The sequence below is a fragment of the Rhizobium centroccidentale genome (assembly GCF_030182565.1).
Taxonomy (GTDB): Bacteria; Pseudomonadota; Alphaproteobacteria; order Rhizobiales; family Rhizobiaceae; genus Rhizobium.
Genome location: NZ_JAQJCG010000004.1, coordinates 325,454 through 349,473 on the forward strand (window position 1 = coordinate 325,454; position 24,020 = coordinate 349,473).

The 24,020-nt window shown below is 57.4% G+C and carries 26 protein-coding genes; 8 read left to right on the forward strand and 18 right to left on the reverse strand.

All coding sequences use genetic code 11. From position 1 onward, the window contains the following. Positions 1-126 precede the first annotated feature (126 nt). Positions 127-1,032 (forward strand): c-type cytochrome, encoded by a 906-nt coding sequence (locus PH562_RS08320; protein WP_285172609.1) that lies wholly within the window; start codon positions 127-129, stop codon positions 1,030-1,032. A 6-nt stretch (positions 1,033-1,038) separates the two neighbouring features. On the opposite strand, the gene PH562_RS08325 is transcribed toward PH562_RS08320, so the two are convergent. From PH562_RS08325 to PH562_RS08370, 10 genes are all read right to left on the reverse strand, one after another. Beyond that, positions 1,039-1,458: a c-type cytochrome gene (locus PH562_RS08325; protein WP_285172610.1), complete on the reverse strand. Its 420-nt coding sequence runs from the start codon at positions 1,456-1,458 to the stop codon at positions 1,039-1,041. Beyond that, positions 1,433-2,329 carry a cytochrome c oxidase assembly protein gene (locus PH562_RS08330; RefSeq protein WP_483315333.1) on the reverse strand — a complete coding sequence of 299 codons (897 nt, stop codon included), beginning with the start codon at positions 2,327-2,329 and terminating at the stop codon, positions 1,433-1,435. Before PH562_RS08330 ends, PH562_RS08325 begins: the two co-directional genes overlap by 26 nt. Beyond that, on the reverse strand, positions 2,317-2,628 hold the full coding sequence (locus tag PH562_RS08335; RefSeq protein WP_285172611.1) for a hypothetical protein: 312 nt from the start codon (positions 2,626-2,628) through the stop codon (positions 2,317-2,319). Before PH562_RS08335 ends, PH562_RS08330 begins: the two co-directional genes overlap by 13 nt. Beyond that, positions 2,625-3,227 carry a cytochrome c oxidase subunit 3 gene (locus PH562_RS08340; protein ID WP_285172612.1) on the reverse strand — a complete coding sequence of 201 codons (603 nt, stop codon included), beginning with the start codon at positions 3,225-3,227 and terminating at the stop codon, positions 2,625-2,627. Before PH562_RS08340 ends, PH562_RS08335 begins: the two co-directional genes overlap by 4 nt. Further along, the gene (gene ctaD, locus PH562_RS08345) at positions 3,224-5,137 is read right to left on the reverse strand and encodes a cytochrome c oxidase subunit I (protein WP_483315329.1); all 1,914 of its coding nucleotides are present in this window, start codon (positions 5,135-5,137) and stop codon (positions 3,224-3,226) included. Before ctaD ends, PH562_RS08340 begins: the two co-directional genes overlap by 4 nt. After that, on the reverse strand, positions 5,134-6,132 hold the full coding sequence (coxB, locus tag PH562_RS08350) for a cytochrome c oxidase subunit II (RefSeq protein WP_285172613.1): 999 nt from the start codon (positions 6,130-6,132) through the stop codon (positions 5,134-5,136). The genes ctaD and coxB overlap by 4 nt, the downstream gene beginning before the upstream one ends. After that, the gene (locus PH562_RS08355; RefSeq protein ID WP_483315330.1) at positions 6,129-6,734 is read right to left on the reverse strand and encodes a c-type cytochrome; all 606 of its coding nucleotides are present in this window, start codon (positions 6,732-6,734) and stop codon (positions 6,129-6,131) included. Before PH562_RS08355 ends, coxB begins: the two co-directional genes overlap by 4 nt. A 26-nt stretch (positions 6,735-6,760) precedes the next feature. Continuing rightward, positions 6,761-9,163 (reverse strand): FdhF/YdeP family oxidoreductase, encoded by a 2,403-nt coding sequence (locus PH562_RS08360; protein WP_285172614.1) that lies wholly within the window; start codon positions 9,161-9,163, stop codon positions 6,761-6,763. A 101-nt stretch (positions 9,164-9,264) separates the two neighbouring features. Beyond that, the gene (locus PH562_RS08365; RefSeq protein WP_285172615.1) at positions 9,265-9,990 is read right to left on the reverse strand and encodes a metallophosphoesterase family protein; all 726 of its coding nucleotides are present in this window, start codon (positions 9,988-9,990) and stop codon (positions 9,265-9,267) included. A gap of 2 nt (positions 9,991-9,992) precedes the next feature. Beyond that, positions 9,993-10,811: a hypothetical protein gene (locus PH562_RS08370; protein ID WP_285172616.1), complete on the reverse strand. Its 819-nt coding sequence runs from the start codon at positions 10,809-10,811 to the stop codon at positions 9,993-9,995. A gap of 309 nt (positions 10,812-11,120) precedes the next feature. Between PH562_RS08370 and PH562_RS08375 the strand changes: the two genes are divergently transcribed. Genes PH562_RS08375 through PH562_RS08390 form a run of 4 tightly spaced genes read left to right on the forward strand, consistent with a single transcriptional unit; the run spans position 11,121 to position 13,396 of the window. Next, on the forward strand, positions 11,121-11,504 hold the full coding sequence (locus tag PH562_RS08375; RefSeq protein WP_285172617.1) for a hypothetical protein: 384 nt from the start codon (positions 11,121-11,123) through the stop codon (positions 11,502-11,504). Next, positions 11,501-12,718 carry an Nramp family divalent metal transporter gene (locus tag PH562_RS08380; RefSeq protein WP_285172618.1) on the forward strand — a complete coding sequence of 406 codons (1,218 nt, stop codon included), beginning with the start codon at positions 11,501-11,503 and terminating at the stop codon, positions 12,716-12,718. The genes PH562_RS08375 and PH562_RS08380 overlap by 4 nt, the downstream gene beginning before the upstream one ends. A gap of 1 nt (position 12,719) precedes the next feature. Then, positions 12,720-13,085, forward strand: coding sequence for a hypothetical protein (locus PH562_RS08385; RefSeq protein ID WP_285172619.1), 366 nt, complete (start codon positions 12,720-12,722; stop codon positions 13,083-13,085). Continuing rightward, on the forward strand, positions 13,082-13,396 hold the full coding sequence (locus PH562_RS08390; protein WP_285172620.1) for a PRC-barrel domain containing protein: 315 nt from the start codon (positions 13,082-13,084) through the stop codon (positions 13,394-13,396). Before PH562_RS08385 ends, PH562_RS08390 begins: the two co-directional genes overlap by 4 nt. 216 nt (positions 13,397-13,612) lie before the next feature. Here the strand turns inward: PH562_RS08390 and PH562_RS08395 are convergent, their stop codons facing one another. The 5 genes from PH562_RS08395 to PH562_RS08415 all read right to left on the reverse strand — a co-directional run bounded on the left by PH562_RS08395 (position 13,613) and on the right by PH562_RS08415 (position 18,627). Further along, the gene (locus tag PH562_RS08395; protein WP_285172621.1) at positions 13,613-13,945 is read right to left on the reverse strand and encodes a four-helix bundle copper-binding protein; all 333 of its coding nucleotides are present in this window, start codon (positions 13,943-13,945) and stop codon (positions 13,613-13,615) included. An 11-nt stretch (positions 13,946-13,956) separates the two neighbouring features. Further along, entirely contained in the window at positions 13,957-14,373 is a 417-nt protein-coding gene (locus PH562_RS08400; protein WP_285172651.1) for a DUF305 domain-containing protein, read from the reverse strand. 574 nt (positions 14,374-14,947) lie between these two features. After that, positions 14,948-16,216 (reverse strand): glycerate kinase type-2 family protein, encoded by a 1,269-nt coding sequence (locus tag PH562_RS08405; RefSeq protein ID WP_285172622.1) that lies wholly within the window; start codon positions 16,214-16,216, stop codon positions 14,948-14,950. Continuing rightward, a complete protein-coding gene (locus PH562_RS08410) occupies positions 16,213-17,307 on the reverse strand; it encodes a tartrate dehydrogenase (protein WP_113229237.1) in 1,095 nt (364 codons plus the stop codon). Before PH562_RS08410 ends, PH562_RS08405 begins: the two co-directional genes overlap by 4 nt. A 21-nt stretch (positions 17,308-17,328) precedes the next feature. Next, complete coding sequence (locus PH562_RS08415; RefSeq protein WP_285172623.1) at positions 17,329-18,627, reverse strand: MFS transporter; 1,299 nt, start codon at positions 18,625-18,627, stop codon at positions 17,329-17,331. Between the two features lie 124 nt (positions 18,628-18,751). Here PH562_RS08415 and PH562_RS08420 point away from each other — a divergent pair, with 124 nt between their 5' ends. Then, positions 18,752-19,666 carry a LysR family transcriptional regulator gene (locus tag PH562_RS08420; RefSeq protein WP_285172624.1) on the forward strand — a complete coding sequence of 305 codons (915 nt, stop codon included), beginning with the start codon at positions 18,752-18,754 and terminating at the stop codon, positions 19,664-19,666. A 110-nt stretch (positions 19,667-19,776) separates the two neighbouring features. Here PH562_RS08420 and PH562_RS08425 read toward each other — a convergent pair whose 3' ends face one another. Continuing rightward, positions 19,777-20,175 carry a DUF1236 domain-containing protein gene (locus tag PH562_RS08425; RefSeq protein ID WP_113229240.1) on the reverse strand — a complete coding sequence of 133 codons (399 nt, stop codon included), beginning with the start codon at positions 20,173-20,175 and terminating at the stop codon, positions 19,777-19,779. A 484-nt stretch (positions 20,176-20,659) separates the two neighbouring features. On the opposite strand from PH562_RS08425, the gene PH562_RS08430 reads away from it, so the two are divergent. Continuing rightward, positions 20,660-21,352 carry a Crp/Fnr family transcriptional regulator gene (locus tag PH562_RS08430; protein ID WP_285172625.1) on the forward strand — a complete coding sequence of 231 codons (693 nt, stop codon included), beginning with the start codon at positions 20,660-20,662 and terminating at the stop codon, positions 21,350-21,352. Between the two features lie 6 nt (positions 21,353-21,358). Here PH562_RS08430 and PH562_RS08435 read toward each other — a convergent pair whose 3' ends face one another. After that, positions 21,359-21,601, reverse strand: coding sequence for a DUF6894 family protein (locus PH562_RS08435; protein WP_095438854.1), 243 nt, complete (start codon positions 21,599-21,601; stop codon positions 21,359-21,361). A gap of 59 nt (positions 21,602-21,660) precedes the next feature. Further along, a complete protein-coding gene (locus PH562_RS08440) occupies positions 21,661-22,377 on the reverse strand; it encodes a Crp/Fnr family transcriptional regulator (RefSeq protein ID WP_285172626.1) in 717 nt (238 codons plus the stop codon). 409 nt (positions 22,378-22,786) lie between these two features. Between PH562_RS08440 and PH562_RS08445 the strand changes: the two genes are divergently transcribed. Next, on the forward strand, positions 22,787-23,896 hold the full coding sequence (locus PH562_RS08445) for a sensor histidine kinase (RefSeq protein WP_285172627.1): 1,110 nt from the start codon (positions 22,787-22,789) through the stop codon (positions 23,894-23,896). Positions 23,897-24,020: the final 124 nt, after the last annotated feature.

Sequence of the window (24,020 nt, forward strand, 5' to 3'; positions counted from 1 at the left end):
CATAGTGCGTGCGAGTGTCTCGCCGATAATCTGGGGTCCGCCGCCTGCAAAGCGGAACGGATGGCTCGATCATCAGTTCTATGAGAGCGCCATCATTTACGCCCCACGGGATCGGTCGATAGAACCATGCGCATTCTGATTTGGCTGTGCCTGGCGGCCACGCTGGCCGCCGTTCTGATCTGGTTCGTAACGGAACCTGTCATGCCTTTTGCGGCGGATGATCCCCGCTTTCAAGACAACGGTGATCCGGCGCGGGGCCAGCTTATATTCGCCGCTGGCGACTGCGCGTCCTGCCATGCTACCCCGGGCCAGAAGGATCGTCTGAATTTGGGCGGGGGCCTCGCACTTGCATCGCCTTTCGGCACATTTCGTGCACCCAATATTTCCTCCGATGCCGTTGATGGCATCGGAAGATGGAGCACCGTCGATCTTGCCAATGCCTTGATCGGCGGCGTTTCCCCGCGACATCAGCATTATTATCCAGTATTTCCCTATCCCAGCTATACGGGCATACGGCTCGAAGACATCAGGGATTTGCGGGCCTATTTGAGGACATTGGCGCCGGTTTCCGGTCGCCCGCCCGCGCATGATCTGTTCTTCCTGTTCCGCATGCGCCGCTTCCTGGGCTTTTGGAAATTGCTGTTCTTCCGTGAAGGACAGATGCAGGGGACTGTCACCAGCGATCCCGTCCTGGCTCGCGGCCGCTATCTGGTCGAAACCCTGGGCCATTGCGCGGAATGCCACTCGTCGCGCAACATTTTCGGTGCGATAAAGCCCGAAACACGGTTTGCCGGCGGTACGGATCCTGAAGGCACGGGGTTCGTTCCCAATATCACGCCGAGCCGGATCGGAAACTGGTCCGAAGCCGACATCTCGGAAATGCTGAAGAGTGGCGACACGCCGAACCATGGCCGCGTCGGCTCGTCCATGGCCGAGGTCGTCACCAACATGGCGATGCTGCCGCAGAGCGATCGCGATGCCATCGCGCGCTACATCAAGAGCCTGCCTCCTCGGCCGACGCCGCATCCATAAATGGGATTAATGAGTGTAAAGATAGGCGGCGAGATCTCGGGCTTCGGCTTGCGAAATCCCTGTTTTCGGCATGGCCGAATTGGGCGAAAAGTCCTGCGGCGCTACGATCCAATGAACGAGGTTATCGCCCGTATTGTTGACGACGCCGGCGATATAAACCCGTTTTTGAAGGCCCTCCAAGGTCCCGCCCACCTGACCATCCGCACCGGCTATGCCGGGGATTTGATGGCATCCGGTGCAACCATACCGACGAAAAATCGGCGGTGCGCGGGAGGGATCCCCACCCTCGGTCAGCACGCGTGCGATCTGCAGGCGCTGCTGCCAATTCTTTGCCCAGTTTGCGCCAACCAGAGCGCAAAGCACTGCAATGGCTGCCACAACCAGCCAGATGCCGCGAGATCTATAAAGAGCGGATGCGTGGGACATGGCCCGTTCCCCTGCCGGCATTTGCGATCCATAGGGCTGCCATCGCGAGTGCCGCGCCGGCATAAATCGTCCCCGCCGGAATCCACATGACCATCCCGGCGAGCTGCTGATCCTCCAGCGGCGTAAGCCCCCATGTTTCCGCAGCATGCGTCTGCACGACATAAAGGACGCGTGGTGCAAGTGCCATCAGTGCACCGAGCGCTCCGGTGTGGAGCATGGTCAGGAACAGATGCCACGCCGCAACGCCGTGATTGCTGCGCCAGAAGATCGACCACCAGAACAGGATAGCAGTGGCGAAGAAGCTCAGATGCTGGAGACGATGCAGCGCAACAGCACCGACGGCGGCATCGAACAGGATCGGCGCATGCCAGGCCCATATGGCGACGGCATGCAATAGGGTGGCGTTGGTTCCTCCGCTCAGCCAGCGCCAGGCGATCCGCACGAAGCTCCGCCGCATCGCCCTCCCCGTCCAGCGCCTCAGCCGATCCGGCAGTCCCCAGAGGAATATGCCCGTCGGCCGCGCGATGACGATCATCGGGGCGGAGATCGCCATGATGATTTCGTGCTCTATCATGTGGAACGTAAAAAGCTGCTCTCCGAGCCAGTGCAATGGGGACAGCAGCGCACCGGTAAGCGTCAGCCAGCCGCACCAGTAGCAAAGGGCGCGCCTCGCCACAACAGACCTGCCCGTTCGAGCGCGTCGCCTCAGCTTCCAGCAACCTCGAGCATAAAGAAAAGCCGCAACCGCTAACGGTGTTACAATCCACGGGTCGATCGTCCAGACCGAATGAAAGAGATGCGCCTCCGCGCCATGCGCGGCAGCCTCCCGCCCCGTCATCAGCAGGATGATGAAGGCGGCTAATGTTCGCATACGTTCAAGAGCCACGCGGCCCCTCCCTGCAGGAAAAGCGCGAAGGCGAAGACGAGCCCGACGAGAACACTGAGATGGCGGAGGAACAGCCCTGTTCGCGCTTCCTCCGGCGTAGAACCGGCCTGCGGTATCGCCGCGCTGGCCAACGCAAGCAGAATTGCAAAGGAAGAGGTCAGGACGGACCAATGCGTATGCCGGCTGCAATCGACATAGGGGAGAACTTGGCCAAGCTGGGTATTGCCGACCCATACAAGCGGGGCAAGAATCAATCCCCCATATTTTGCCGCTGCGGTCATCATAGGCGTGGCACCCAGTAAATGCATGCGTATAAGGGAATCCACGCCACCACGACAAAGTTCCAGTACATGGCATTATCTTCAACATCGCCGAAGCGGCGCGGATTATCGGCATGCTTGGAAAACATCAGGCAGGTCAGTACCAGCGTATCGATAAGATCCGTGACGATGTGGGTCGTATGAAGCCCCAGCATGGTCCAAATGATCGAGCCATAGGCGTTGCCGTCCCAGCGTATGTTGAGAACGGTGAATTCCAAACCGCGCAGGACCAGGGGCACCGCCCCAAGCGCCGACATCAGAACAAGCCCGATCCGTACCTTGCGCAGATCTCTTTGCCGCGCCCATCTGGATAGGAGAATGTTGGGTACGACGCTCGCGAGCAATATCGCGGTCAGGGTCGTGCCGGGAACGAGGCCGGGCGCCGGCGCGTCGATCGGCCAGTGCGGGGCGAGGCTCATCAGGTAGAAATAGACTGCGATCGCCAATGCGAAGCCGGACCCTTCGATGAGCATGAAGGCGCAGGTGCCCCACCAGGTCGGGCTTGCCCTCCCCATACCGTGGGGCGGCAGCCTTGAAACGTCGAGGACGACGCGCTCCTTCATGATTCGTCCTCCGGTGTCTGCTTCGGCCAGAACCACCCGGTCAACGTGATCCCGATCGGAATCGATCCCCAAATGACCGCCCAAGGCGAGAAGATCGACCAGATCAGCATCACCGTGGTGGCGAGAGCCGCCAGGAGCGGCCAGATCGAATTTCGTGGCGAGGACTCGCTTGCTTCGGGTTGCGCCTCGACGACGCTGCTGACGATCAATTCGCGCCGATCAGTGCGCAGCCCGCCCGCCACCGTAAGTTCTTCCGGCTGCGACCACAGAGGATCACGAGCGCCGACCACCGGAATGCGGCGGAAATTGAAGCATGGCGGCGGCGACGACGTCGCCCATTCGAGCGTCGAGGCGCCCCATGGATTTTCGCCTGCGATCTGCCCGGACCGAGCGCTGCGGATGACATCGATGAAAAAGACGAGGAAGCCCAGCGAAAGGATAAGGGCGCTGAAGCTCACGAACATATTCATTCCAGCCCAGGGCATTTCCGGCTGATAGGTATAGATGCGTCGCGGCATGCCCTCGAGCCCGAGAATATGCATGGGAAAGAATGTCAGATTGAAGCCGGCAAAGATCAGCCAGAATGCCCAGCGGCCGCGCGTCTCGCTCATCATCCGTCCGGTTATCTTGGGAAACCAGTAATAGATGGCGCCGAGCAAGGGAAAGACGGCGCCGCCCACAAGGACGTAATGGAAATGTGCGACGACGAAATAGGTATCATGTACCTGGGTGTCGAACGGCACCGAGGCGACCATCACCCCCGTCAGGCCGCCGATGACAAAGGTCACGATGAAACCTATGACGAACAACAGCGGTGTCTTGAAGACGGGCCGTCCGCCCCACAGCGTGGCCAGCCAGCAGAATATCTGGATGCCGGCTGGAATGGCGATCGCCATGCTGGAAGCAGTAAAGAAGCTCTCGCCTAGCTTCGGCAGGCCGACGACAAACATATGATGCACCCAGAGGCCGAATGCCAGGATTCCCGTGGCGATCAACGCCATGACAAGCGGGAGATAGCCGAATACGGGGCGGCGCGAGAAGGTCGCTATTATCGTCGACACCATGCCGACGGCCGGTAGGAAGATGATATAGACCTCGGGATGGCCGAAGAACCAGAACAGGTGCTGCCATAGCAGCGCGTCGCCGCCCTCTGCGGGATTGAAGAAATGCGTTCCGACCAGACGATCGAGGATCAGCGACGAACTGGCGAGCATGATCGCCGGCATGGCCATGATGACGAGGAAGGCCGTGACGAGCATCGACCAGACGAACAGCGGAATGCGATCGAGCGACATGCCCGGCGCGCGCTGTTTGAAGACGGTGACGACGATTTCCACCGCAACGGCCAAGGCTGCGACTTCGGTGAAAGTGATCATCTGCGCCCAGAGGTCGGCACGCTTGCCCGCGCCATATTGCGGTCCAGACAAGGGCACATAGGCAAACCATCCGACATCGGGCGCAGTGTCGAGGGCAAACGAAACCCATAACAGCAGGCCGCCGGCCAGATAGATCCAATAGGAAAAGGCATTCAAGCGCGGAAAGGCGATATTGCGGGTGCCGACCATCAGCGGCACGAGATAAATAGCCATGGCTTCCATGACAGGCACGGCAAACAGGAACATCATGTTTGAGCCATGCATGGTGAAAATCTGATTGTAGCGGTCCGGACCGATGAAGCGCGCCTCCGGCTGCGCCAATTGCAGCCGCATCGCGAGTGCGAGCAGCCCGCCCAAGGCGAGAAAGACGAATGCGGTGGCGATGTAACGGCGGCCGATGATCTTGTGATCGACTGTCGTGAGGGCTCCCCAGATACCGGCCGGCGTCATCCAGGTCTGCGCGAGCCGCCGTTCGAGCTCGCCGTCATCGAACATCAAATCCGTCGGTTGCGTGGGTTTGTCGTCTTTCGTCATCGCAGACTTTCCATATAGGCGGAAAGCTGCCGCAGTTCGTCACTGGAGAGTGGAACCATCGGCATGTTGTTTCCCGGTTTCAATGTCTGCGGATCGGCGATCCAGGCGGCAAGCGAACCGCGGGTATTCTCGAGCAACCCTGCGGCAATCGTCTGACGGCTCCCGATATGGGTCAGATCCGGCCCGGTCGATCCCGATGCCTCGGTTCCCCGTATGGTATGGCAGGCCGCGCAGGGCTTGCGCATGAAAAGAGCCTTGCCGGCAATCGCTTCCGGATCGGCCGGCGATACGCTGTTGGCCCTCTGTGCGGCGGTCCAGCGCTGATAGGCGGCCATGTCCTCCGCAATGACGAACAGCGCCATGTGACTGTGCTGAAGTCCGCAGAATTCCGCGCATTGACCGCGATAAACGCCTGGACGGTCCGTCCGTATGGTTATGGCGTTCTGCCGGCCGGGAATGAGGTCGCGCTTGCCGGCGAGGCTCGGCACCCAGAAGGAATGAATGACATCCAAGCTTTCAAGCTCGATGCGAATATCCACACCAACCGGAATATGCATCTCATTGGCCGTCTGAAAGGACTTGGTCGGATCGGCATCATCATAGATGAATTGCCACCACCATTGCTGGCCGCGAACCTTGATCGTGAGACCGGCATTCTCGGACATGCCGAGGCCACGCGTTGCATAGAAGCTTGCAATCGTCAAACCGGCGATGATGACAACGGTCGCCGCGACAGCCGCCGTCACCAGCTTGCCCATCCGCCGCTCGCCCTCGGAGCTTGGACTTTCCCGCGGCGTTCTGGCGCGCAGCAATGCGAGGACCAGCACGATCATGACCAGAGCCCACACAGCGCAGCAGACGACCACGATCCCGATGATGAGATGCTTGAGCTGAACAGCCGCGGCCCCCCCGGCATTCAGGGCCGACTGAGTACCGTTGCACCCTGCAATCAGGATGACCGATAAGGACAGGAAAACGGCAGCGGCCGCTTTCAATGGGATGGCTCCTGCACTGCGTTCGGTCCGGCAGGGCCTTCGTCGAACAGGATTGCCGCCGGCGCGCGGTTTTCCGCCGGGCGCGTCTGCTTGTCGTCATTGCGGCTCGGCGCTGTGGTCTTTGCCTTATATGCGCCGATCGTCTGGACGTAGCCTGCGAGCTGCCAGATCTCGTCGATCGTCATTTTGTCGCGAAAAGCCGGCATTCCATGCGGGCGGCCGTCGCGGATGGAGGCTGCGATCGACACCATCTCCGGGCCATAGAGCCACCAGCCATCCAGGAAAGAGGGGCCGGTCCCGCCACGTCCTTCGCCATGGCATGCCCCGCAACCGAACCTGGAATAGAGCCGTTTGCCCTGACTGAGATCGTAAGCGGTTTTCTCGTAAGGTTTGCCAAGGGCAAAGTAGATTTCCGGCGGAGCACCGCTGATCCCGTTCGGCATCAGGCGCAGCTCGTCCAAGGCGGCTCCGAGGGGGGGATCGGTTCGATATTGTCGCCCTTCACGCGCATAGCCCATCAGGGCGGCCGCGCCGAGGGCCGCTAGAAACGCGACGGCTACGAATGCGCGATCAAAGAATTCTCTACCTACCTCCCACGACATGGCTGATGTTCCAACCTGTTCGGGCTTCAATGAACGGGAGCAGCGCCAGAGCGGACAAGGCGCACGGGCAAAAGCTTGTAGGACGGTGTCTTCGCCTGGACGTCATGATGACTCAACGGGAACAGCGGGTTGGCTTCCGGGTAGTAGGCGCAGCAACATCCTTCCGGAATGTCATAGGCAACAATGGTGAACCCTGTAACCCGCCGCTCCGTCTCCCGATCGATCGCGGTCACCAGATCGACGGCCTCACCGTTGCTGAAACCAAGGCGCGCTATATCGTTTGTGTTGACGAAGACGACCTGCCTGGTTCCCTCGATGCCGCGGTAGCGGTCGCTAAAGCCATAAATCGTCGTGTTGAACTGATCGTTGGAACGCAACGTCGCGAGATGAAGGACATTGTCGCTTTGCGCATCGAGTGAAAACTCCGGAAACAGGCGGTCAGGGGTAATGAAATTGGCCTTGCCGTTGGGGGTGACCCATTTGCGCTCCCGCGCCGGTAACGGTCTTGGAATACCGCCAGGATGGAACATGCGCTCGTTGAAGTCCTTGAACGTCTCCGGATAGGTTTCCTCGATAGCGTCGCGGATGATCGAATAGTCAGCAACCCAGCGGTCCCATGGAACGACACCCTTGGTCAGCGTCGCCTTTGCCATCCCGGCGATGATTGCTGGCTCGGAAAGCAATTCCGGACTGGCGGGCTTGGCTCTTCCACGCGAGCCGTGAAAATGCGCGACCGAGCTTTCCACCGAAACGGCCTGGGGGCCGCTTGCCTGTTCATCGATTTCGATGCGGCCGAGACATGGCAGGAGATAGGCGATTTCGCCGTGAATGACGTGGCTGCGATTGAGTTTGGTGGCGATCTGGACGGTCAGGCGCAGCTTCCGCCATGCATTCTCCATTGCGACGGTTTCGGGAATGGCTCGCAGAAAATTTCCGCCGAGGCTAACGAACGCCCGCGTCTCGCCCTCAATAATCGCCTTGCATGTCTCAACCGTGGTGTGGCCGATCCATTCCGGCGGCTCGAACTGATAAAGTGCGGCCAGCTTGTCCAGCGGCACGAGACCCGGCTTTTCCGTGATCCCCACGGTACGCTGGCCCTGAACATTCGAATGGCCGCGGACTGCGCAGATATTGGCTCCCGGCTTGCCGATGTTGCCGCGAAGAAGCGCGAGGTTGACGACCATATGTACGTTTTGGACACCCATGACATGCTGCGTAAGGCCCATGCCATAAACCATGAGAACCGCATTCGAGTTGGCATAGGTGGAAGCCGCCTGCTGCATCTGAGCCCGCGTCAGGCCCGAGACACGCTCCAGCTCGGCCCAATCGTAATTTCGCGCCGCCGCGGCGAATTCCTCGAAGCCCGCGGTATGCTGGCGGATGAAATCGTGGTCTAGGACATGCTTCTTGTCGGCGGCGGCCATCGCCGCGGCAAAGGCGACCGTTCCGGCATCGGAGGGATCGTCCGGTATCGCATCGGTTCCCACAACCTTGCTGGTGCCGGATGCCTTCAGAGCATCGTCGGCCTCGATCAGCGCCTTGCACACGCCGAAAAGCGCGGCGATATCGCCGCCGTTCTTGACCTGGTAGTATTCCGAGGAAATCGGCGTTTCCTTGCCGGTGAGCATCTGACCGGGCATCTGAGGATTGATGAAACGCTGCAGTCCGGGCTCGTGCAGTGGGTTGAAGGTGACGATCTTGACGCCCCGGTTGACCGCATCCTGCAGGTCGTGAAGCATTCTCGGCGAGGACGTGCCGACGTTTTGCGCAAGATAGAAGATGCAGTCGCAATTTTGAAAATCGGACAGAATGGCCGTGCCGATCGAAGCGCCGATGCTTTCCGGCAGGGCGACGGATGTGCTTTCGTGGCACATGTTTGACGAATCCGGCAGATGATTGCTGCCGTATATGCGCGCGAACAATTGATACATGTAAGCCGTTTCGAGCGACGCGCGCCCGGACGTATAGAAATCAACCTGCTCTGGGGACAGCGCCCTCAATTCGCGGCCGATCTCCTCAAAAGCCACATGCCAGGTGATGGGTACGTATTTGTCCTTTTCGGCATCCCAGCGCATGGGATGCGTCAGACGCCCTTGCTCCTCGAGATCATGATCGGGCCACGTTTCAAGTTCGGTGAGCGTATGTGCCGCAAAGAAAGCACGATCCGCGCGCCGGTTCGTGGCCTCCCAACTGGTGGCCTTGGCACCATTTTCGCAGAACTCCAACGGATGAGGCTTGGCAGGCTTGCCCCACGCACAACTGACACACATGTAGCCATCGGGCTTGTTCTGATGCGCCAGAAGGGATGGGCCTGCGATCGGAATATGCTCCCGAAGGAGAATGCCACTCACCGACTTTGCAGAACCCCATCCACCTGCTGCGGGTTTGCCGGGTGTTTTCGATGGTTCGTTTCTCGGTTGGGTAGCCATGATGAAGATCCTCGATTTCCCACAAAGAACCAACGACAAGCTTTTCTGTTCCCTAGCGCCCGTGCCGGCGACGACGGGCATGGCATCAGTCGGAATTGCCGCTAGAGATCGATGAGCGCGTAAGGCTTGCCGGTAGGTTTCTCGATGTGGGCGGCGACATTGAAAACCGGTGCTCCTGCGGGGGTCCGGCCCTCATAACTGCCCCGGTGCGCGTGTCCATGGACGACTGCATCGACCTTGAAGCGATCGATCGTTTCGGCAAGACGCGATGAGCCGAGAAAAGGAAAGATCTCCGGCGGTTCGCCGACGACCGTTTCTGTGATCGGCGCGTAGTGCAGAACCACCATGGAGCGGCTGGCCCGAACCTGACGCATGGCGTTTTCCAGACGCATGGTTTCATCGACGCTTTCAGCGACCATAGCCTTGATGGCGGGCTCTCCGAAGGAACTCAGCATGTAGCGTCCAAACCCCCCGGCAAAGCCTTTCACGCCGACGAAGCCAACTCCGCCGATCTCCACGGCCCGGCCGTTCAAAAGCTTCACGCCGACGTCCGTGAGGATGGACGTCACCTCCTCGACGGCACCGCTTTCATAATCATGATTGCCAAGCACCGCCACCACCGGCACAGTGCAATTGCGCAGGTCGGCGGCAAGCAATTCGGCCTCTTTCGGCTTGCCGAGATCCGTCAGATCGCCGGCGATGACCAAGACATCGGCGACCGAACAAATATCGGCAAAAAGCGCCTTGTAGGATTGCTCGCGATCTTCCTTGACATGAAGGTCAGCGACGGCGGCTACTCTCAATTTCCGTCGTTGATCATTGGCCATTGTCAACTCTCCTCTTCATCGCGCAATTCGCCGTCGCCGCTTACGTCGGCAAAGCCCCATTCCTTCACGTCAATTTCAAAATCGACACGGGAATACATCCGGCCGCGGCATATCTTCGTCTGCGGCAAAGGCAGGTCACGCTGAGCGCTCAACCGGTCGAGTAGCTCGTCCATCAGCCAGTCCGGAATTTTGTCGCGCTCGGAAGGATAGATCCAGCGGAAGTTGAGAAGATGGATCAGCAACACTTCCCAATTTACCTCGAGATATTCCAACAGCTTACGCCAATTGATCTTGTCGTGTGCCTTCAGGATCACATGGGCGACGTCGGCGCCGTCATAACGATGCCGGAGCTGAACGAAGCATTTCGACCAGATCAACTCGGTTGCACCAGCGATGCGGACAGAGCAATCGCACATCTGGAACCGGCGGGCGTCCTCGAACCAGTTATCATTTACAGGTGTCGCTCCATCAGGGGATGCGAAAATCACATCAAAGAAGTGCCGTCCCTTGGAGATCTTCCCTAGCCAGCGCTCATCTATGATCTCCACCGAATAGCCATGACTCTGAAAATTCGAGAGAATCCGCAGAAAATCGCCTGCCTTGCAGAAAATATCGCAATCCTTCGTTTCACGCGAAATTCCCGTATAGGCGCTCACCGCGTAAGTGCCGGCGACAAGGAACGGGACCCGCGACTCCACGAGATTCTCAATGACGCTCGCAACGAAGGGCTCCGCATCCGGATCGATTAATCTAGGCATTGCCTTCGCTTCCATCGGCGCATTATCCTCGGTGCTTAAATCCTTATTCGCGGGAGCATTCATTTGATCGCCGCCTAGCTGAAGACATATTGACTTGAACACCGTCGACGAGCGGTTGTTCCATTGCCCATTTAAGAGGGGTCTTGATACGCCACTGAGCGCATGAGCAACGGACCATCAGTGATGGGTATTCGCGAACTGATTTGTCCCTTCAAACGTATTGCTGTGGTCGAGGTGCTAGGCCGTCCGCCCGGTTAAAGTTCCCCGGACAGTACCACCCGTCACTGCGTTGGAACTCACCCGGCTCTATTCGATTATATGAGGATATATGAGGAAAATGGAGTTTGGGCGGGTCGCCACGAGGACTCTGTTGTGAAACTATTCATCGTCGCCCTTCTCTTGGTCTGCTTGACCTCCTGCTCGGATGGAGAGCAACGGCGCGAACGCAAAATTCGTGATGTGCTCTCATGGAGCGCGACCGCGGAGATGGTCTTGGACGCGCGAACGAAAATGCTCGTATCGAATAGTTTTGCCATCTTGACGATAGAGCGCTGCACAAAGGAGATCGGCTCCCTATCGAAGGAGCTCCCGACATTCCCCGAGAATTTGGCTGCTCTCGCCAGTCGGTTGAACATGATCACCGGTGCAGCACATCACGAGCTCATCGATGGCCAGACGGATAGGCTTTCCCGACATCTTCGCGATTTGCGAAGCCTCGAAAGTGAGTTGAGAGCTAAATCAGGAGCAGCAGATTGAAGAAATTGCTGCAGATATCGCTTGGCATCATCACAAGCATCGGCGGTTTTCTTGAAACGGGAAACATCGCAACCTCCGGCCAAGCTGGAGCAGCCTATGGCTATACTCCCCTTTGGGCTATTGTGCTCGGCACGATCTGTGTGATTTTTCTCGTTGAAATGTCGGGGCGCTTCGCAATTGCGAGCCATTATACGATTGTCGACGGAATTCGGGACCGCTTCGGCTCCAATATTTTTCTCCTAACTATATCCATAGTCTTCATCGTCAATCTTCTCGTTCTTGCAGCCGAGATCGGCGGCATCTCGCTTGCGCTGCAATTCCTGACCGGAGTGAAATTTCCGTGGTGGTCCTTGCCGGTGACATTTGTTGCCTGGTTGCTGCTGTGGCGCGGCACATTCGGCCTTATCGAGAATGGCATATCGGCTTTAGGACTTTTGGCGCTTTCTTTCGTCGTCGCCGTGTTTGTCATGGATCCGCCATGGGGTGAAATTGCGAAGGGCCTTCTGCCGACCCTGCCCAGTAAAGATCCGCTACATTATAGCTTCATCGTCGTCGGAATATTGGGCGCTGTCATTTCTCCCTATCTCTTTTACTTCTATTCCTCGGGCGCCCTCGAAGACGAATGGGACAAGAGCTACTTTGGCGCCAATCGCGCGATCGCGATCCTTGGCATGAGTTTCGGCGCGATCATTACCGCCGCTGTCATGGTATTGGCTGCAATGATTTATCCCTCCAGCGGGATTGAAGACATTGAAGGATATGAGCAGATTGCCATGATCCTCACACCCGCTTTTGGAAAATGGGGACTTTATCTCTTTGCGATCTCGCTCGGAATTACATGTTTGGGCGCGACCCTCGAAGTGAGCCTGGCACAGGCCTATCTGGTCGCACAGGGCTTCGGATGGAATTGGTCTGAAAACATGAAGCCGAAAGAAAATCCCGCCTTTTGCCTCGTCTACACGGCTTGCCTTATGATTGCCGTGATCCCAATCGTCATTGGCGTGGATCCGCTTCAGATCACCATCTTTTCGATGGCCCTCTCAGCGCTCAGCCTGCCGTTCGGCGTGGTTCCTTTCCTTATCCTGATGAACGATCCGACCTATGTGGGAACGCATAAAAACGGATGGATCGGCAATGCCGCGGTCATCTTTATCGTTGCGATGGCTTTCGTGCTTTCAATTGTAACTACCCCTCTGGAAATCCTGGGAGGCTGACATGTATCTTGTGCGCGACGTTCTGGATAAGCAGGTGGTCGATCGCCGACAGGCTCGTATCGGAAAGGTCGACGGGATCGTGCTTACGACCGAAAACGACGGCCGGCTTAAGATCAGCTTTCTCGAAATGGGCCATTTGACGCTGCTGCGAAGGTTGAGCCCACGCCTATATCGCTGGCTGCTTGCCTTTTCCCAACGGGTGCGGGTGGGTCGCGATCGATGCCCCTATCGGATCCCATGGTCGAAAATCACCGATGCGGGCGTCGACATTCAAGTTGATATCGACGACAGCGAAACACCTCTAGAACAGACGCAGGAATGGTTGAGGCAACATATTCTCAGGCGCATCCCGGGAGGGCTGTCATGACCGAGATTCATCTGGAGCTTCTGCTTGGAATGAAGGTCTATGATCTAAATGATAAGCCGATCGCACGCTTGGAAGAGATCAAAGCGGAAGCTGCGGAGGAAGATTTCTTCGTTGTCGAATATCACCTCGGAGCTCTCGGCTTGCTCGAAAGACTGTCGGCAACGACGATCGGCAGCGTCATGCTGCGCCTCTTCGGATTCGCAGAGCAGCCGACTGGTTACATTGTTCCATGGGACAAGCTCGATATAGGGAATTCCACTCATCTGAAACTCCGATGTACCGTCGCCGAACTCCGCACGAGCGCCCCATGAGCGCACGCGTATTGCTGATGAACCGTGTTTGCCATGCGCACCTACTTCATTCTGCAAGCCTTTGGAAGTTCGCCATTTTAGAAGGACGACAAGAGGGCGCCGAGCGCCCTCCATTCCAGAGCGCTTCAGCTTTTCACGGAGTATCTGAAGCGCTCAATTTCTTTGTTTTCACGCAGTTCCGGACGGAAACCGCTCCGCACTTTTCCGGGAATTGTTTTAGGCGGCCATGCGATGGCAACTGTCCGCACAGCGGCGGCAGGCTTTAACGCAATCCGGCATGTCACCGATCCGCTCACAATCATCCGCGCATTGGGCGCAGATCTCTGCGCATTCGCGACAAACGTGGCGATGATGTTCAGAGCCTATCAGCATGAAGTGTGCAGCCGTTCGACATATCTCGCTACAGGCCATCATCAGTTTGAAGTGCGGCGGCCTGGTGTGCTCTCCGCCGGCTTCGAGACAATGCCCCATCGCGGTCGACAGGCATTCGCCATAGCAGGCGAGGCAGTTTTCGATGCAGCTCTTCATTTCGGCTGAAACTTGGTGCATTGGGAATCTCCTTACTTGACTTCGCTGTCGAGCCAGCCGGTCATCTGTTTGATTTCCTTCGCCTGCTCGTCAATGATTTTGGCGGCCTTTTGCCGTGCCCATTTATTGTGGCCGTATTTGAGTTCAACCTGCGACATGCTGATCGCACCCATGTGGTGAGCGATCATGCCGCAAAGAAAGGACACGTCCGCGTCCTCCTTCATCATTCCCTGCATCATATTGGAATTCATGCTCTTCATTCCGTCCATGGCCGCTTTCTGGTAGTCGGTCATGTTGCCGGGCATTTGCATGCCCGCCGACGACATCTGCATTTCCTCGGATTTACATTTGTCCGGATAGGCCATCTGCGCTGCTGCGCCGGCGGGTTTCAGCGCGAAGACTGCCGTGGCGACGATTGCTGCAAATGCGATCTTCCTGGTGATATTCATGTCGATCTCCTTCTGATTTGGTTCGATTTCTCTCAACCAAACGAAGATCGAGGCGGCGGATCCAGCGCCCTGATAAGGAGGAGCGGATTCGGCTGGGTCGTTCGAGCCACCGGATTGTCGGCTTCCCTGATGTGCTGCCCGCCGGCAAAGAAGTCGGGAATCAGCGCGCAACAATGTCCGACGGAACAACAACACGGCTGCGGTGTGCCTTTTGTCTGCACTCCACGCTCGCCGCTCCGTTCGATTACGCAGCCGCTGCCCGTCTCTTCGGACCATGCATGGTTCATCGCCGCCACATTTAAGAAGATAGCGGCAGCCATAGCGACGATTCTCAGACAGTAGAAGATTCTTCGAAACGGAATCATGGGGGTGTTCCCTTCCCCCGCCGAACAATATCGCTACAAAAATGTTCCGACTGCGCTGCGGAATACGGGAGACGACGATCTTCAGGCTGGGTAGGACTTTTAAATCCTGGATTTGGCAACCGCTGATATGTCAGACGCAACTATTCCGGAACGGAGGGATCGCACGAGGCATTTTGGCTTTTCTCGGTAATTATTATCGCCGACGTGGATTATCCAATGAGTATGGCGCGAATGTCGTTGACGTTTGTGAGCGTCGGGCCAGTGACGACAAGATCGCCGATCGCACTGAAAGCCCCATAGCTGTCGTGATTCAAAAGCGCCAAACGCGGTGAAATACCGGCATTTGACATACGCGACAGGGTCGATGGATCGATGATGGCACCGGCTGCGTCTTCGACACCATCGATGCCATCGGTATCGCCGGCAATTGCCCAGACGCGATCCATCCCATTCAATGCAATCGCAAGACTTAGCAAAAATTCGGTATTCCTGCCGCCGCGACCGGTGGATCCCGATCCGAGTGTCACGGACGTTTCCCCACCGGACAGGATAATGGCGGGTCCAGTAGCCGGTCGCCCGCGTGAGCGGACGGAGGCTGCAATACCGGCCAACAGCGTCCCCACCTCCCTCGCCTCTCCTTGAAGCGCGTCACCCAAGTCCACTATTTGCAGCCCGCTCGCAGCTGCAGCATTGGCGGCCTCCTCCAAAGCCATGGACGGTGAGGCAACAAGCCTGACGTCGCTATTCATTGGCGCTGCCGCTTCGATCGTCGCCCCTTGCCGCAGCACTTCTGTTGCCGTTGCCGGCAGCGCCAGCTTGTAACGAGCAACGATTTCTCGGGCATCATCGAGCGTAGATCTACTTGCAACCGTTGGACCGGAGGCGATCTGCGAGGGATCGTCACCAGGCACATCGGAAATCACGAGTGTAACGACGCGTGCCGGATAAGCGGCCTGCGCCAGACGGCCGCCCTTGATCCGGGAGAGCTGCTTGCGAACGGTATTCATTTCGGAAATGCTGGCGCCGCTGGCGAGCAGCGCCTGATTGACCGCTCTTTTGTCCGCAAGGGTCATGTCCCCAGCCGGCGCGATGGCAAGCGAAGAACCGCCCCCGGAAATCAGGGCAATGACAAGATCGTCCGGTCCCAGCCCTTCGACACCGGCGAGCAACCGCTGCGCACCTACTACGCTCATCTCGTCGGGAACGGGATGTGCAGCCTCGATAATCTCGATGCGTCCCGCAGGTATTGCGTGGCCGTAACGCGTCACGACCACCCCACTCAGTTCGACATCCTTCCAAGCTGCATCCACTGCCGCGGCCATCGCCGCCGATGCCTTGCCAGCCCCAATGACGACGCAGCGTCCTCTAGGTTTTTCAGGAAGATGCCGTGCGACAACCTTCATTGGATCCGCACTTGCGACCGCCGCGTCGAATAGCCGGCGCAACAGACCGCGAGCAGATACGTCGTCCCAATTCATTGGGCAGCCGCTATTTTCAGGATGTTTGAACCCGCGATTGCATCGCAGACCGCATCGGTGACCTGTTGTGTGGTTGCTTTGCCCCCTACGTCCGGGGTCAGAATACCAGCTTCGGTCACCCGTTCGACGGCGTTCATCAACCGCGTGGCGGCATCTCGCTCACCAAGATGTTCGAGCATCTGCGCCGCCGTCCAGAAGGTAGCGACCGGGTTGGCAATGCCCTTGCCGGTGATGTCGAAGGCCGAGCCGTGGATCGGTTCGAACATGGATGGGAAGCGGCGCTCCGGATCGATGTTGCCGGTGGGTGCGACACCGAGGGAGCCGGCGAGCGCTCCGGCAAGGTCGGACAGAATGTCGGCATGCAGATTGGTCGCTACGATCGTGTCGAGGCTCTGTGGCTTCAGGGTCATGCGCACCGTCATTGCGTCCACCAGCATCTTGTCCCAGGTAACGTCTGGGAATTCCTTCGAGACTTCGGCCGCAATCTCATCCCACATCACCATGCCGTGACGCTGTGCATTGGACTTCGTGACGACGGTGAGCAGCTTGCGCGGCCGCGACTGCGCCAGCTTGAAGGCGTAACGCATGATGCGGGTGACACCAACACGGGTGAAGATCGCCACCTCGGTACCGACTTCCTCGGGCAGGCCCCTATGAGCGCGGCCACCATGGCCCGAATATTCGCCTTCGGAGTTTTCGCGCACGATAACCCAGTCAAGATCGCCAGGCCCGCAATTGCGCAGCGGCGGGGTAATTCCAGGCAGGATCTTCGTCGGACGAACGTTGGCATATTGATCGAAGCCCTGGCAGATCGGCAGGCGCAGGCCCCAGAGTGTAATATGATCCGGCACATCAGGAGCACCGACTGCCCCGAAATAGATCGCGTCGAATTTCTTCAGCGTCTCCAGGCCATCGGCCGGCATCATGACGCCGTGCTTCTTATAGTAGTCGGATCCCCAGTCGAAGGTTTCTGAATGGATCTTGAAGTCGCCACAGCGGGCTGCGAGAGCATCGAGAACCTGTAGCCCGGCCGCGATCACTTCCGGACCGATCCCATCTGCGGGAATCGCTGCGATCTTGTATTCACGCATATTCATTCTCCATTTTGATAATCAGTGCTGGGCTGATGCTTTGGTTTGTGGATCCCGCGCGCTGCTGCGCGCCAGGATCAGAGTGACGGTGGCGGAGACCAGCAGAAGCGCTGCGACGATGTATAGGCCGCCTGCAAAGCTTCCAGTCGCGTCCTTGATCCAGCCGATCATCGATGGACCGACGAAGCCGCCAAGGTTACCAATCGAATTAATCGTTGCAATGCCTGCAGCGGCGCCAGATCCGGACAGGAAAAGCGTTGGCATGCTCCAGAGCGGCGGCTTCGATGCGCTGATACCAATGTTTACCAGCGTCAGCGCCATCAAGACTGCAAAAACGCTGGTTGCGCCGGTCGCAAACGCTAGACCCGCTGCGGCAAGCAGGCAGGCCCCGACGACATGCCATGTACGCTCGCCAGACTTGTCGGAATGACGGGCCCAGAGAATCATGCCGACCACCGCAAAAACAGCCGGGACCGCATTGATCAATCCGACCTGGAATGACGACAAACCGAAGCTTTTGATAATTTGCGGTGCCCATATGCCAAGCGTGTAAAGGCCTGCCGATGTCCCAAAATAGACGAGCGAGAGCGCGAGAACGCGGATATCGGCCAGGCCTGCCCAGATGCTGTGGCTGGTTTTCGGCTTTCCGGCCTGGTCCTCTTCCATGGTCTTGGCAAGCCATGTGCGCTCGTCAACAGAGAGCCATTTCGCCTTTTCCGGGCGGTCTGTCAGATAGAAAAGTACGACGACACCAAAGACAAGCGCAGGGATAGCTTCGATGACGAACATCCACTGCCAGCCTGCCAGACCCCAGATCCCATGCATTTCAAGCAGAGCGCCCGAGATGGGAGAACCGATTGCCGTGGAAAGCGGCGCCGCGGCCATGAACATCGCCGTCACCGCCGCGCGGCGGCGGGCCGGGAACCAATAGCTCAGATACAGGATGATGCCTGGGAAAAAGCCGGCCTCGGCCACCCCCAGAAGAAAACGCAATATGTAGAAGCTCGTCGTGCCTTGAACCAGCGCCATTGCACCGGAGACGAGACCCCAGGTGATCATGACCCGCGCGATCCAGATGCGGGCTCCGAGCTTGTGCAAAATCAGGTTCGAAGGCACTTCGAAAATGAAATAGCCGAGAAAGAAGATGCCGGCGCCGACACCAAAAACGGTCGACGAAAACCCCAGGTCCTGGTTCATGGTCAGGGAGGCAAAGCCGATGTTCACGCGATCGATGAACGCGATAAGATAAAGAACCATGATGAATGGCACGATGCGCCAGGTAATCTTGCGCAACACGCGCGTTTCCAGCTCACGCTCCATTGCAAGCTCCTCCCATTGTTTGAAACAAGCGCGTCCTCTCGCGCAGTTCCTGAAGGCTAAGTCCTCCCTTGAAAAGGATGAATACTCAGGTAATTATATAATTAAATGATATAATGGCTGACATATGGAACTCGAACAAATCAGATGCTTCGTTGCCGTTGCCGAAGAGCTTCATTTCGGCAGGGCGGCTCAAAGGCTTGGGATTCTACCTGCATCCATTGGCCGTCACATTCGCATGCTGGAAGAATCCCTGGGCGTCGTGCTCTTCAGCCGAACGACACGAAGCGTTTCTCTGAGCGAAGAGGGGATTCTCCTCCTCGATGAGGTCAAACCAATCCTTGCCCGATTGGATGCCGTGGCGGAGAAATTTCGAGCGACAGGGCGCAAATCGAGTCCGCTCTTAAGAATCGGTGCGATCGACAGCGCAGCTGCCGGCCTGGTTCCCCTGCTTCTTCACGACTTTCGCGCAATTGCCCCAAATGCGGTAACGCAGCTTGTGGAAGACAAATCGATCAGGCTCATCCCGAAGCTGCTTGCCGGTCGGCTTGACATAGCCCTAATTCGTCCTCGCGATGGGCTAAGCCGAAGCCTGGTGATCAAGCCGCTCTTGCATGAAACAGCCGTCGTTGCCATCGCCTCGACAAGCCCTCTGGCTTTAAAAGACGAGATCCGAATAGTCGATCTCAGTGATGAACCACTCATCGTGCCCGAACGGCGTTCCCGACCGCATAGCCACGATCTGACGATGACACTTTTTTCCGAATTCGACATGCGCCCCCGCATTGCCCAAGTCGCCGATGAAAAGCAGACAATCATCAACCTCGTCGCCGCGGGAATTGGATCGGCAATTGTCCCGCGCTGGACATCAAAATTGGCCGTTCATGGCGTAACGTTCGTGCCGCTGGCGGATCATGCAGGCACACGGTTGGAGAAGCTGCCGCTTGCGGTAGCCTGGGTAAAGGCTGTGAGGGATCCAACCCGCGACCTGCTGCTCAACCTTCTCGAAGAGAACATCAAACGATATTCAGAGTTCGCCTAGAGCTGTTCGGTTTTTTTGCGGAATCTCTGAACTGCTCTATCTCTTTGTTTTCACGCAATTCCGGACGGAAAGGTGCAGAAAAAGGGCCTCTCTCGGAGGCCCTCTCGGCATTATTCAATGATGCGAACAACCTTGCGCGTCTTCGGTTGGACGATGACGCGTTCATGGTTCACGACAGCATAACCGTATGTCGGGTTATCCGGAACCGGTGTGATGACAACGGTCTCTGGGAGAGTTCGACCGACGACAATTTCGTCTTGTACGACGGCCTCGGATGGAGGCATTGGCTGCTCTTGAACATAGGTGATTACTTTTTGCGGCGGCGGATCGATCGCAGTACCGGCAATCGCTCCGGCAACACCGCCAACTGCGGCCCCGACAGGGCCCCCTACAACCGCTCCGGTGGCGGCGCCGCCCGCGGCTCCAGTCACCGTAGAGGACTGTGCCAAGGCTGAACCAGCGAGAAGGCCAAAGGCAGCAACCGCTGAAACGATAAGTCTCGTTCTCATAGCATTCTCCTTTGCATTTAGCTCTTATGAACTGAAAGGAAAATTGCGCAGCCCTTAGAATGTTCCTCTTTGACTACCATCTGCAGCCATCACGAGTTCACCTCATGCGACAAATTTCGTGAGCGAAAAGGGTTGCGAAAGATGCTCCGGGCGGGCCGTGGTACTTGCCGCTGGTCTTCTGCCGCCGAATGTTGGCTATAGCGAACGCATGCATTAGGTTAGCATTGGCGGACATTATCCAAAACGGAGTATCCAATAGGAGGGTCTGTCCTCCTCCGGTCGCTTCGTACGGCACGGCAACGCCAGCTCGAAAACAGCCGCAGGACTTTGTGCGCGACGAGCGTCCGCCAGCGTACACAAAATCATCCCGAACACGGGGGTGCTATAGAATCGCGATCCGCCCACAAAGCTAAGGGCATGCCGGCGAGGACCCAATTCCCATGCTCGATCTTTCGCGAGAGCCATGCTCGACCTAGAACGTTTAATGACAACGAACCGGCTTCTCGCTCGCCTGCCCGCAGATGAATTTCGCAACATCGGCAAGCAGTTGGAGCAGATCGATCTCCAGCGCGGCTTCAACGTTGCCGGAGCCGATTGCCTGATCGACCATGTATATTTCCTTTCAAGCGGAATTAGCTCTGTCGTTACCATTTCGCCCGGCGGTCAGCGCGCCGAAGCCGGTATGGTCGGACGCGAAGGCTTTCTGCCGATGCCGGCCGGCGTCGGTGGGACGATCAGCATCCACGAGGTCTTTATGCAAATGGATGGCCAAGGTGTACGGATGCCGTTGCATGCACTCCTCGCCGCATTGCCGGAAAACCCCGTCTTCGCCAATCTTTTGGCCCGTTTCATTCAGACCTTTGCGACACAGATCTCCTATACGGCCCTTTGCAATGCAAACTATCAGGTAGACGAACGGCTCGCCCGTTGGCTGCTCATGTGCCATGACCGGGTGGATGGCGACGAGATTGCCTTGACGCATGACTTCATCGCCGCGATGCTGAGTGTCAGAAGACCGAGCATCACGACGGCGCTGCACGTTCTTGAGGGAAGGAAGCTCATCAGGGCCGAGCGTGGCCGCATTACGATCCGCGACAGAAGAGGACTTGAGGAATTTACTGGCGGCTCCTATGGTAAGCCGGAAGAGGAGTATCGCCGCCTTATCGGTGATTTCTGACAAGTGCTATTTCAAATGGTCGCGAATGACCGCGTGAAATGAAATCGAGAACTGCAGCTTATCTGCCTCGTCGTGAACCTCGATACGCTCATCGGGAACCATCTGGCCATTCTTGATCCGCGCGGCAACGAGTTCCCGCACGGCCCTTATCGCACTCGAGCGCGCGTCATCGATGGTGGCAAATTCATCGCCTTCGCCATCGCGGACGATTTCGCCATTTCGGCGAATATGAAAGAAGTAGCGCGTCATGCAGGCCCCTTCAGCCCTTATCCACCGCCAGTATACCACTGGCGCAATTGCCGCCGCTATCAAAAGAGATCCTTCATCAAACGCCGATATTCCTCTTCCGGCTTGCCGTAGGCATCGTGGGCGAATTCCTCGAGAGCCGCTCGATTTCGAATGGTGATGCTGCCGCGCTCCGCCGTGATGAAGCGATTGCCTTCGAGAATATGCAGCGAGGTGGTCACGCTTGGCCGGCGTACGGCAAGCATTAGGGATATGAATTCATGCGTCAGTGCGATCTCGTTGCCGGGTACACGGTCGTGGCACATCAGCAGCCATCGCGCCAGCCTCTCGTTCACGTCATGAAGAGCGTTGGAAATAGCTGTGTAGGCCAATTGGACGGAGAAGGCCTCGATGGAACGGACCATCAGTTTGTTGAAATTTCGATTTCTATCCATGAAATGACGAAACGACCCATAGTTCATCCGATAGGACTCCGCCTCGAGCTGCACGATAATATCGTGAGCATTAAATTCGGTGCCAGCAACCGCCGATGTCGGCACATAGCCATCAAAGCCGAACACGCCAGCCTCGGCGCGGCGGCCTTCCGGCGTCGCCGCGACGATTGATCCGATGCCGGATGTCAGAAAATAAACATAGTCGATGGACTGGCCGGCTTCTCCGATGAGCGTGCCGCGCGGAAGCGCCATATATTCAAGCTCTGGCGCGATTTGCTCATAATCCGCAGACGGAAGAATGGAGAGCAGTTTATTTTGCATATTGGACTGGTGGGGAGCTGGCATTACAGCGCTTCCTCCTGGTTAGGCAAAAGCATGACATGCACGCCTTGCCGTCTGAGCTCCAGCCGGACAATATGAAAGAAGCTACTCTTCTTGGAGCTGCGTCACAAGGAATGTACGCTAGCAGACGGAAGAGCGGATTTTGTGGCATAGTTCCCAATTGCGCGTATTTTACCAATGCGAGTTTGCTCGATGCATGGCGCCTATAAACCGATACTATTATTGTCCGTGAAAGACGGTGGCATTCTTCGGCTGAAGAGCTGAAGGCTTTACTTAAATGATATCGGCTCGGGAATGCCGAGCATAAATATCATCTGCGAGATAAAATCTCGCCGGCATGACTTCTATATAGGCGTCACATGGGCACCGGGAACGGTATGTGACCTGGTCTGCCGAAAAATGGGAGGTGGAGATGCCTGGGAAGACAAATCGGTCCACGTCGTCAACAGATATCCCTTATGTCACACCAAGAATACCCGCGCCTGCAGCTCTCGATATTGAGGCTCCGCAGGGCGGTAGCGATACCCCCTCAGCTCAAGCTCTGCTTGCTGCCATCGTCGAAAGTTCGGATGACGCGATCGTCAGTAAATCCCTCGACGGCTTCATTACCAGTTGGAACAGGGGTGCCGAGCGGCTTTTCGGCTTCAGCGCAGAAGAGGCAATCGGACAGCATATCACCATCATCATTCCGGCAGATCGCCGGCATGAGGAAAACACGATCATCGCCAGCATCCGCGAGGGAAAGCGAATAGAGCACTATGAGACCGTCCGTCGCCACAAGGATGGAAGTCTGCTCGACATTTCCTTAACGGTTTCGCCGGTTCGCGACAGTAACGGCGCTATTATCGGTGCCTCGAAAATTGCGCGCGGCATTTCCGAACGCAAGCATGCGGCGGAACGCCAGATGCTGTTGCTGCGGGAAATGAACCACCGCATCAAGAATATCTTCGCCATCATGAGCGCGGTAATCGGGGTAAGCGAACGCTCGGCAACGACGGTCAAGGAGCTGACGAGCGACATCCGAGCAAGGATAAATACCTTGGCAATCGCCTATGAACTGACGCTGCCGGATATCGACCTCACCGCCGTTCAGTTTCGCGAGACGTCGCTATTTACGCTCGTCAAAGCCCTTTTCGCCGCCCACCAAGGCGCCGGCATCGAACGGGTTTCCATTCACGGCCAGGACGTGGCGATACGCGGGACGGTGCTGACGTCGCTGGCACTTCTGCTCCACGAATTCTCGACGAACGCAGTGAAATACGGCGCGCTCTCCACGCCGGAAGGCCGTATTGAGATCGACGTGCGTTACGATCCGGATTTTGTGTTGACCTGGACCGAAATAGGTGGTCCATCGATCAGCCAACCCGAGGGATCGGGAGGCTTCGGCTCCCAGCTCGAGCGGGCGACGATTGGATCCCTTCAAGGTTCGATCCGCCGTGATTGGGATCCGGCGGGATTGAAGATTATGCTGCGAATTCCCGCCGATATTCTTCCCTGGACGATACCGCCGCAAGAGGCTTGAGCCGGCCATTCTGTTGGTCAGCTTCCTAGGAGACCTGTGCGCGGATATTTGTAGACGTATGGAAACATTGATGATTCAATGCCTTTATCGAGAGATAGAGGTTTGTAATGAGCCGTCGCCGGAT

What these genes read in the sequence shown, in the direction of transcription:
- PH562_RS08320 (WP_285172609.1), top strand. Translation starts at nt 127, where the DNA reads ATGCGCATTCTGATTTGGCTGTGCCTGGCGGCCACGCTGGCCGCCGTT.
- PH562_RS08325 (WP_285172610.1), bottom strand. Translation starts at nt 1,458, where the DNA reads ATGTCCCACGCATCCGCTCTTTATAGATCTCGCGGCATCTGGCTGGTT.
- PH562_RS08330 (WP_483315333.1), bottom strand. Translation starts at nt 2,329, where the DNA reads ATGCGAACATTAGCCGCCTTCATCATCCTGCTGATGACGGGGCGGGAG.
- PH562_RS08335 (WP_285172611.1), bottom strand. Translation starts at nt 2,628, where the DNA reads ATGATGACCGCAGCGGCAAAATATGGGGGATTGATTCTTGCCCCGCTT.
- PH562_RS08340 (WP_285172612.1), bottom strand. Translation starts at nt 3,227, where the DNA reads ATGAAGGAGCGCGTCGTCCTCGACGTTTCAAGGCTGCCGCCCCACGGT.
- ctaD (WP_483315329.1), bottom strand. Translation starts at nt 5,137, where the DNA reads ATGACGAAAGACGACAAACCCACGCAACCGACGGATTTGATGTTCGAT.
- PH562_RS08355 (WP_483315330.1), bottom strand. Translation starts at nt 6,734, where the DNA reads ATGTCGTGGGAGGTAGGTAGAGAATTCTTTGATCGCGCATTCGTAGCC.
- PH562_RS08360 (WP_285172614.1), bottom strand. Translation starts at nt 9,163, where the DNA reads ATGGCTACCCAACCGAGAAACGAACCATCGAAAACACCCGGCAAACCC.
- PH562_RS08365 (WP_285172615.1), bottom strand. Translation starts at nt 9,990, where the DNA reads ATGGCCAATGATCAACGACGGAAATTGAGAGTAGCCGCCGTCGCTGAC.
- PH562_RS08370 (WP_285172616.1), bottom strand. Translation starts at nt 10,811, where the DNA reads ATGAATGCTCCCGCGAATAAGGATTTAAGCACCGAGGATAATGCGCCG.
- PH562_RS08385 (WP_285172619.1), top strand. Translation starts at nt 12,720, where the DNA reads ATGTATCTTGTGCGCGACGTTCTGGATAAGCAGGTGGTCGATCGCCGA.
- PH562_RS08390 (WP_285172620.1), top strand. Translation starts at nt 13,082, where the DNA reads ATGACCGAGATTCATCTGGAGCTTCTGCTTGGAATGAAGGTCTATGAT.
- PH562_RS08395 (WP_285172621.1), bottom strand. Translation starts at nt 13,945, where the DNA reads ATGCACCAAGTTTCAGCCGAAATGAAGAGCTGCATCGAAAACTGCCTC.
- PH562_RS08400 (WP_285172651.1), bottom strand. Translation starts at nt 14,373, where the DNA reads ATGAATATCACCAGGAAGATCGCATTTGCAGCAATCGTCGCCACGGCA.
- PH562_RS08405 (WP_285172622.1), bottom strand. Translation starts at nt 16,216, where the DNA reads ATGAATTGGGACGACGTATCTGCTCGCGGTCTGTTGCGCCGGCTATTC.
- PH562_RS08410 (WP_113229237.1), bottom strand. Translation starts at nt 17,307, where the DNA reads ATGCGTGAATACAAGATCGCAGCGATTCCCGCAGATGGGATCGGTCCG.
- PH562_RS08415 (WP_285172623.1), bottom strand. Translation starts at nt 18,627, where the DNA reads ATGGAGCGTGAGCTGGAAACGCGCGTGTTGCGCAAGATTACCTGGCGC.
- PH562_RS08420 (WP_285172624.1), top strand. Translation starts at nt 18,752, where the DNA reads ATGGAACTCGAACAAATCAGATGCTTCGTTGCCGTTGCCGAAGAGCTT.
- PH562_RS08425 (WP_113229240.1), bottom strand. Translation starts at nt 20,175, where the DNA reads ATGAGAACGAGACTTATCGTTTCAGCGGTTGCTGCCTTTGGCCTTCTC.
- PH562_RS08430 (WP_285172625.1), top strand. Translation starts at nt 20,660, where the DNA reads ATGACAACGAACCGGCTTCTCGCTCGCCTGCCCGCAGATGAATTTCGC.
- PH562_RS08435 (WP_095438854.1), bottom strand. Translation starts at nt 21,601, where the DNA reads ATGACGCGCTACTTCTTTCATATTCGCCGAAATGGCGAAATCGTCCGC.
- PH562_RS08440 (WP_285172626.1), bottom strand. Translation starts at nt 22,377, where the DNA reads ATGCCAGCTCCCCACCAGTCCAATATGCAAAATAAACTGCTCTCCATT.
- PH562_RS08445 (WP_285172627.1), top strand. Translation starts at nt 22,787, where the DNA reads ATGCCTGGGAAGACAAATCGGTCCACGTCGTCAACAGATATCCCTTAT.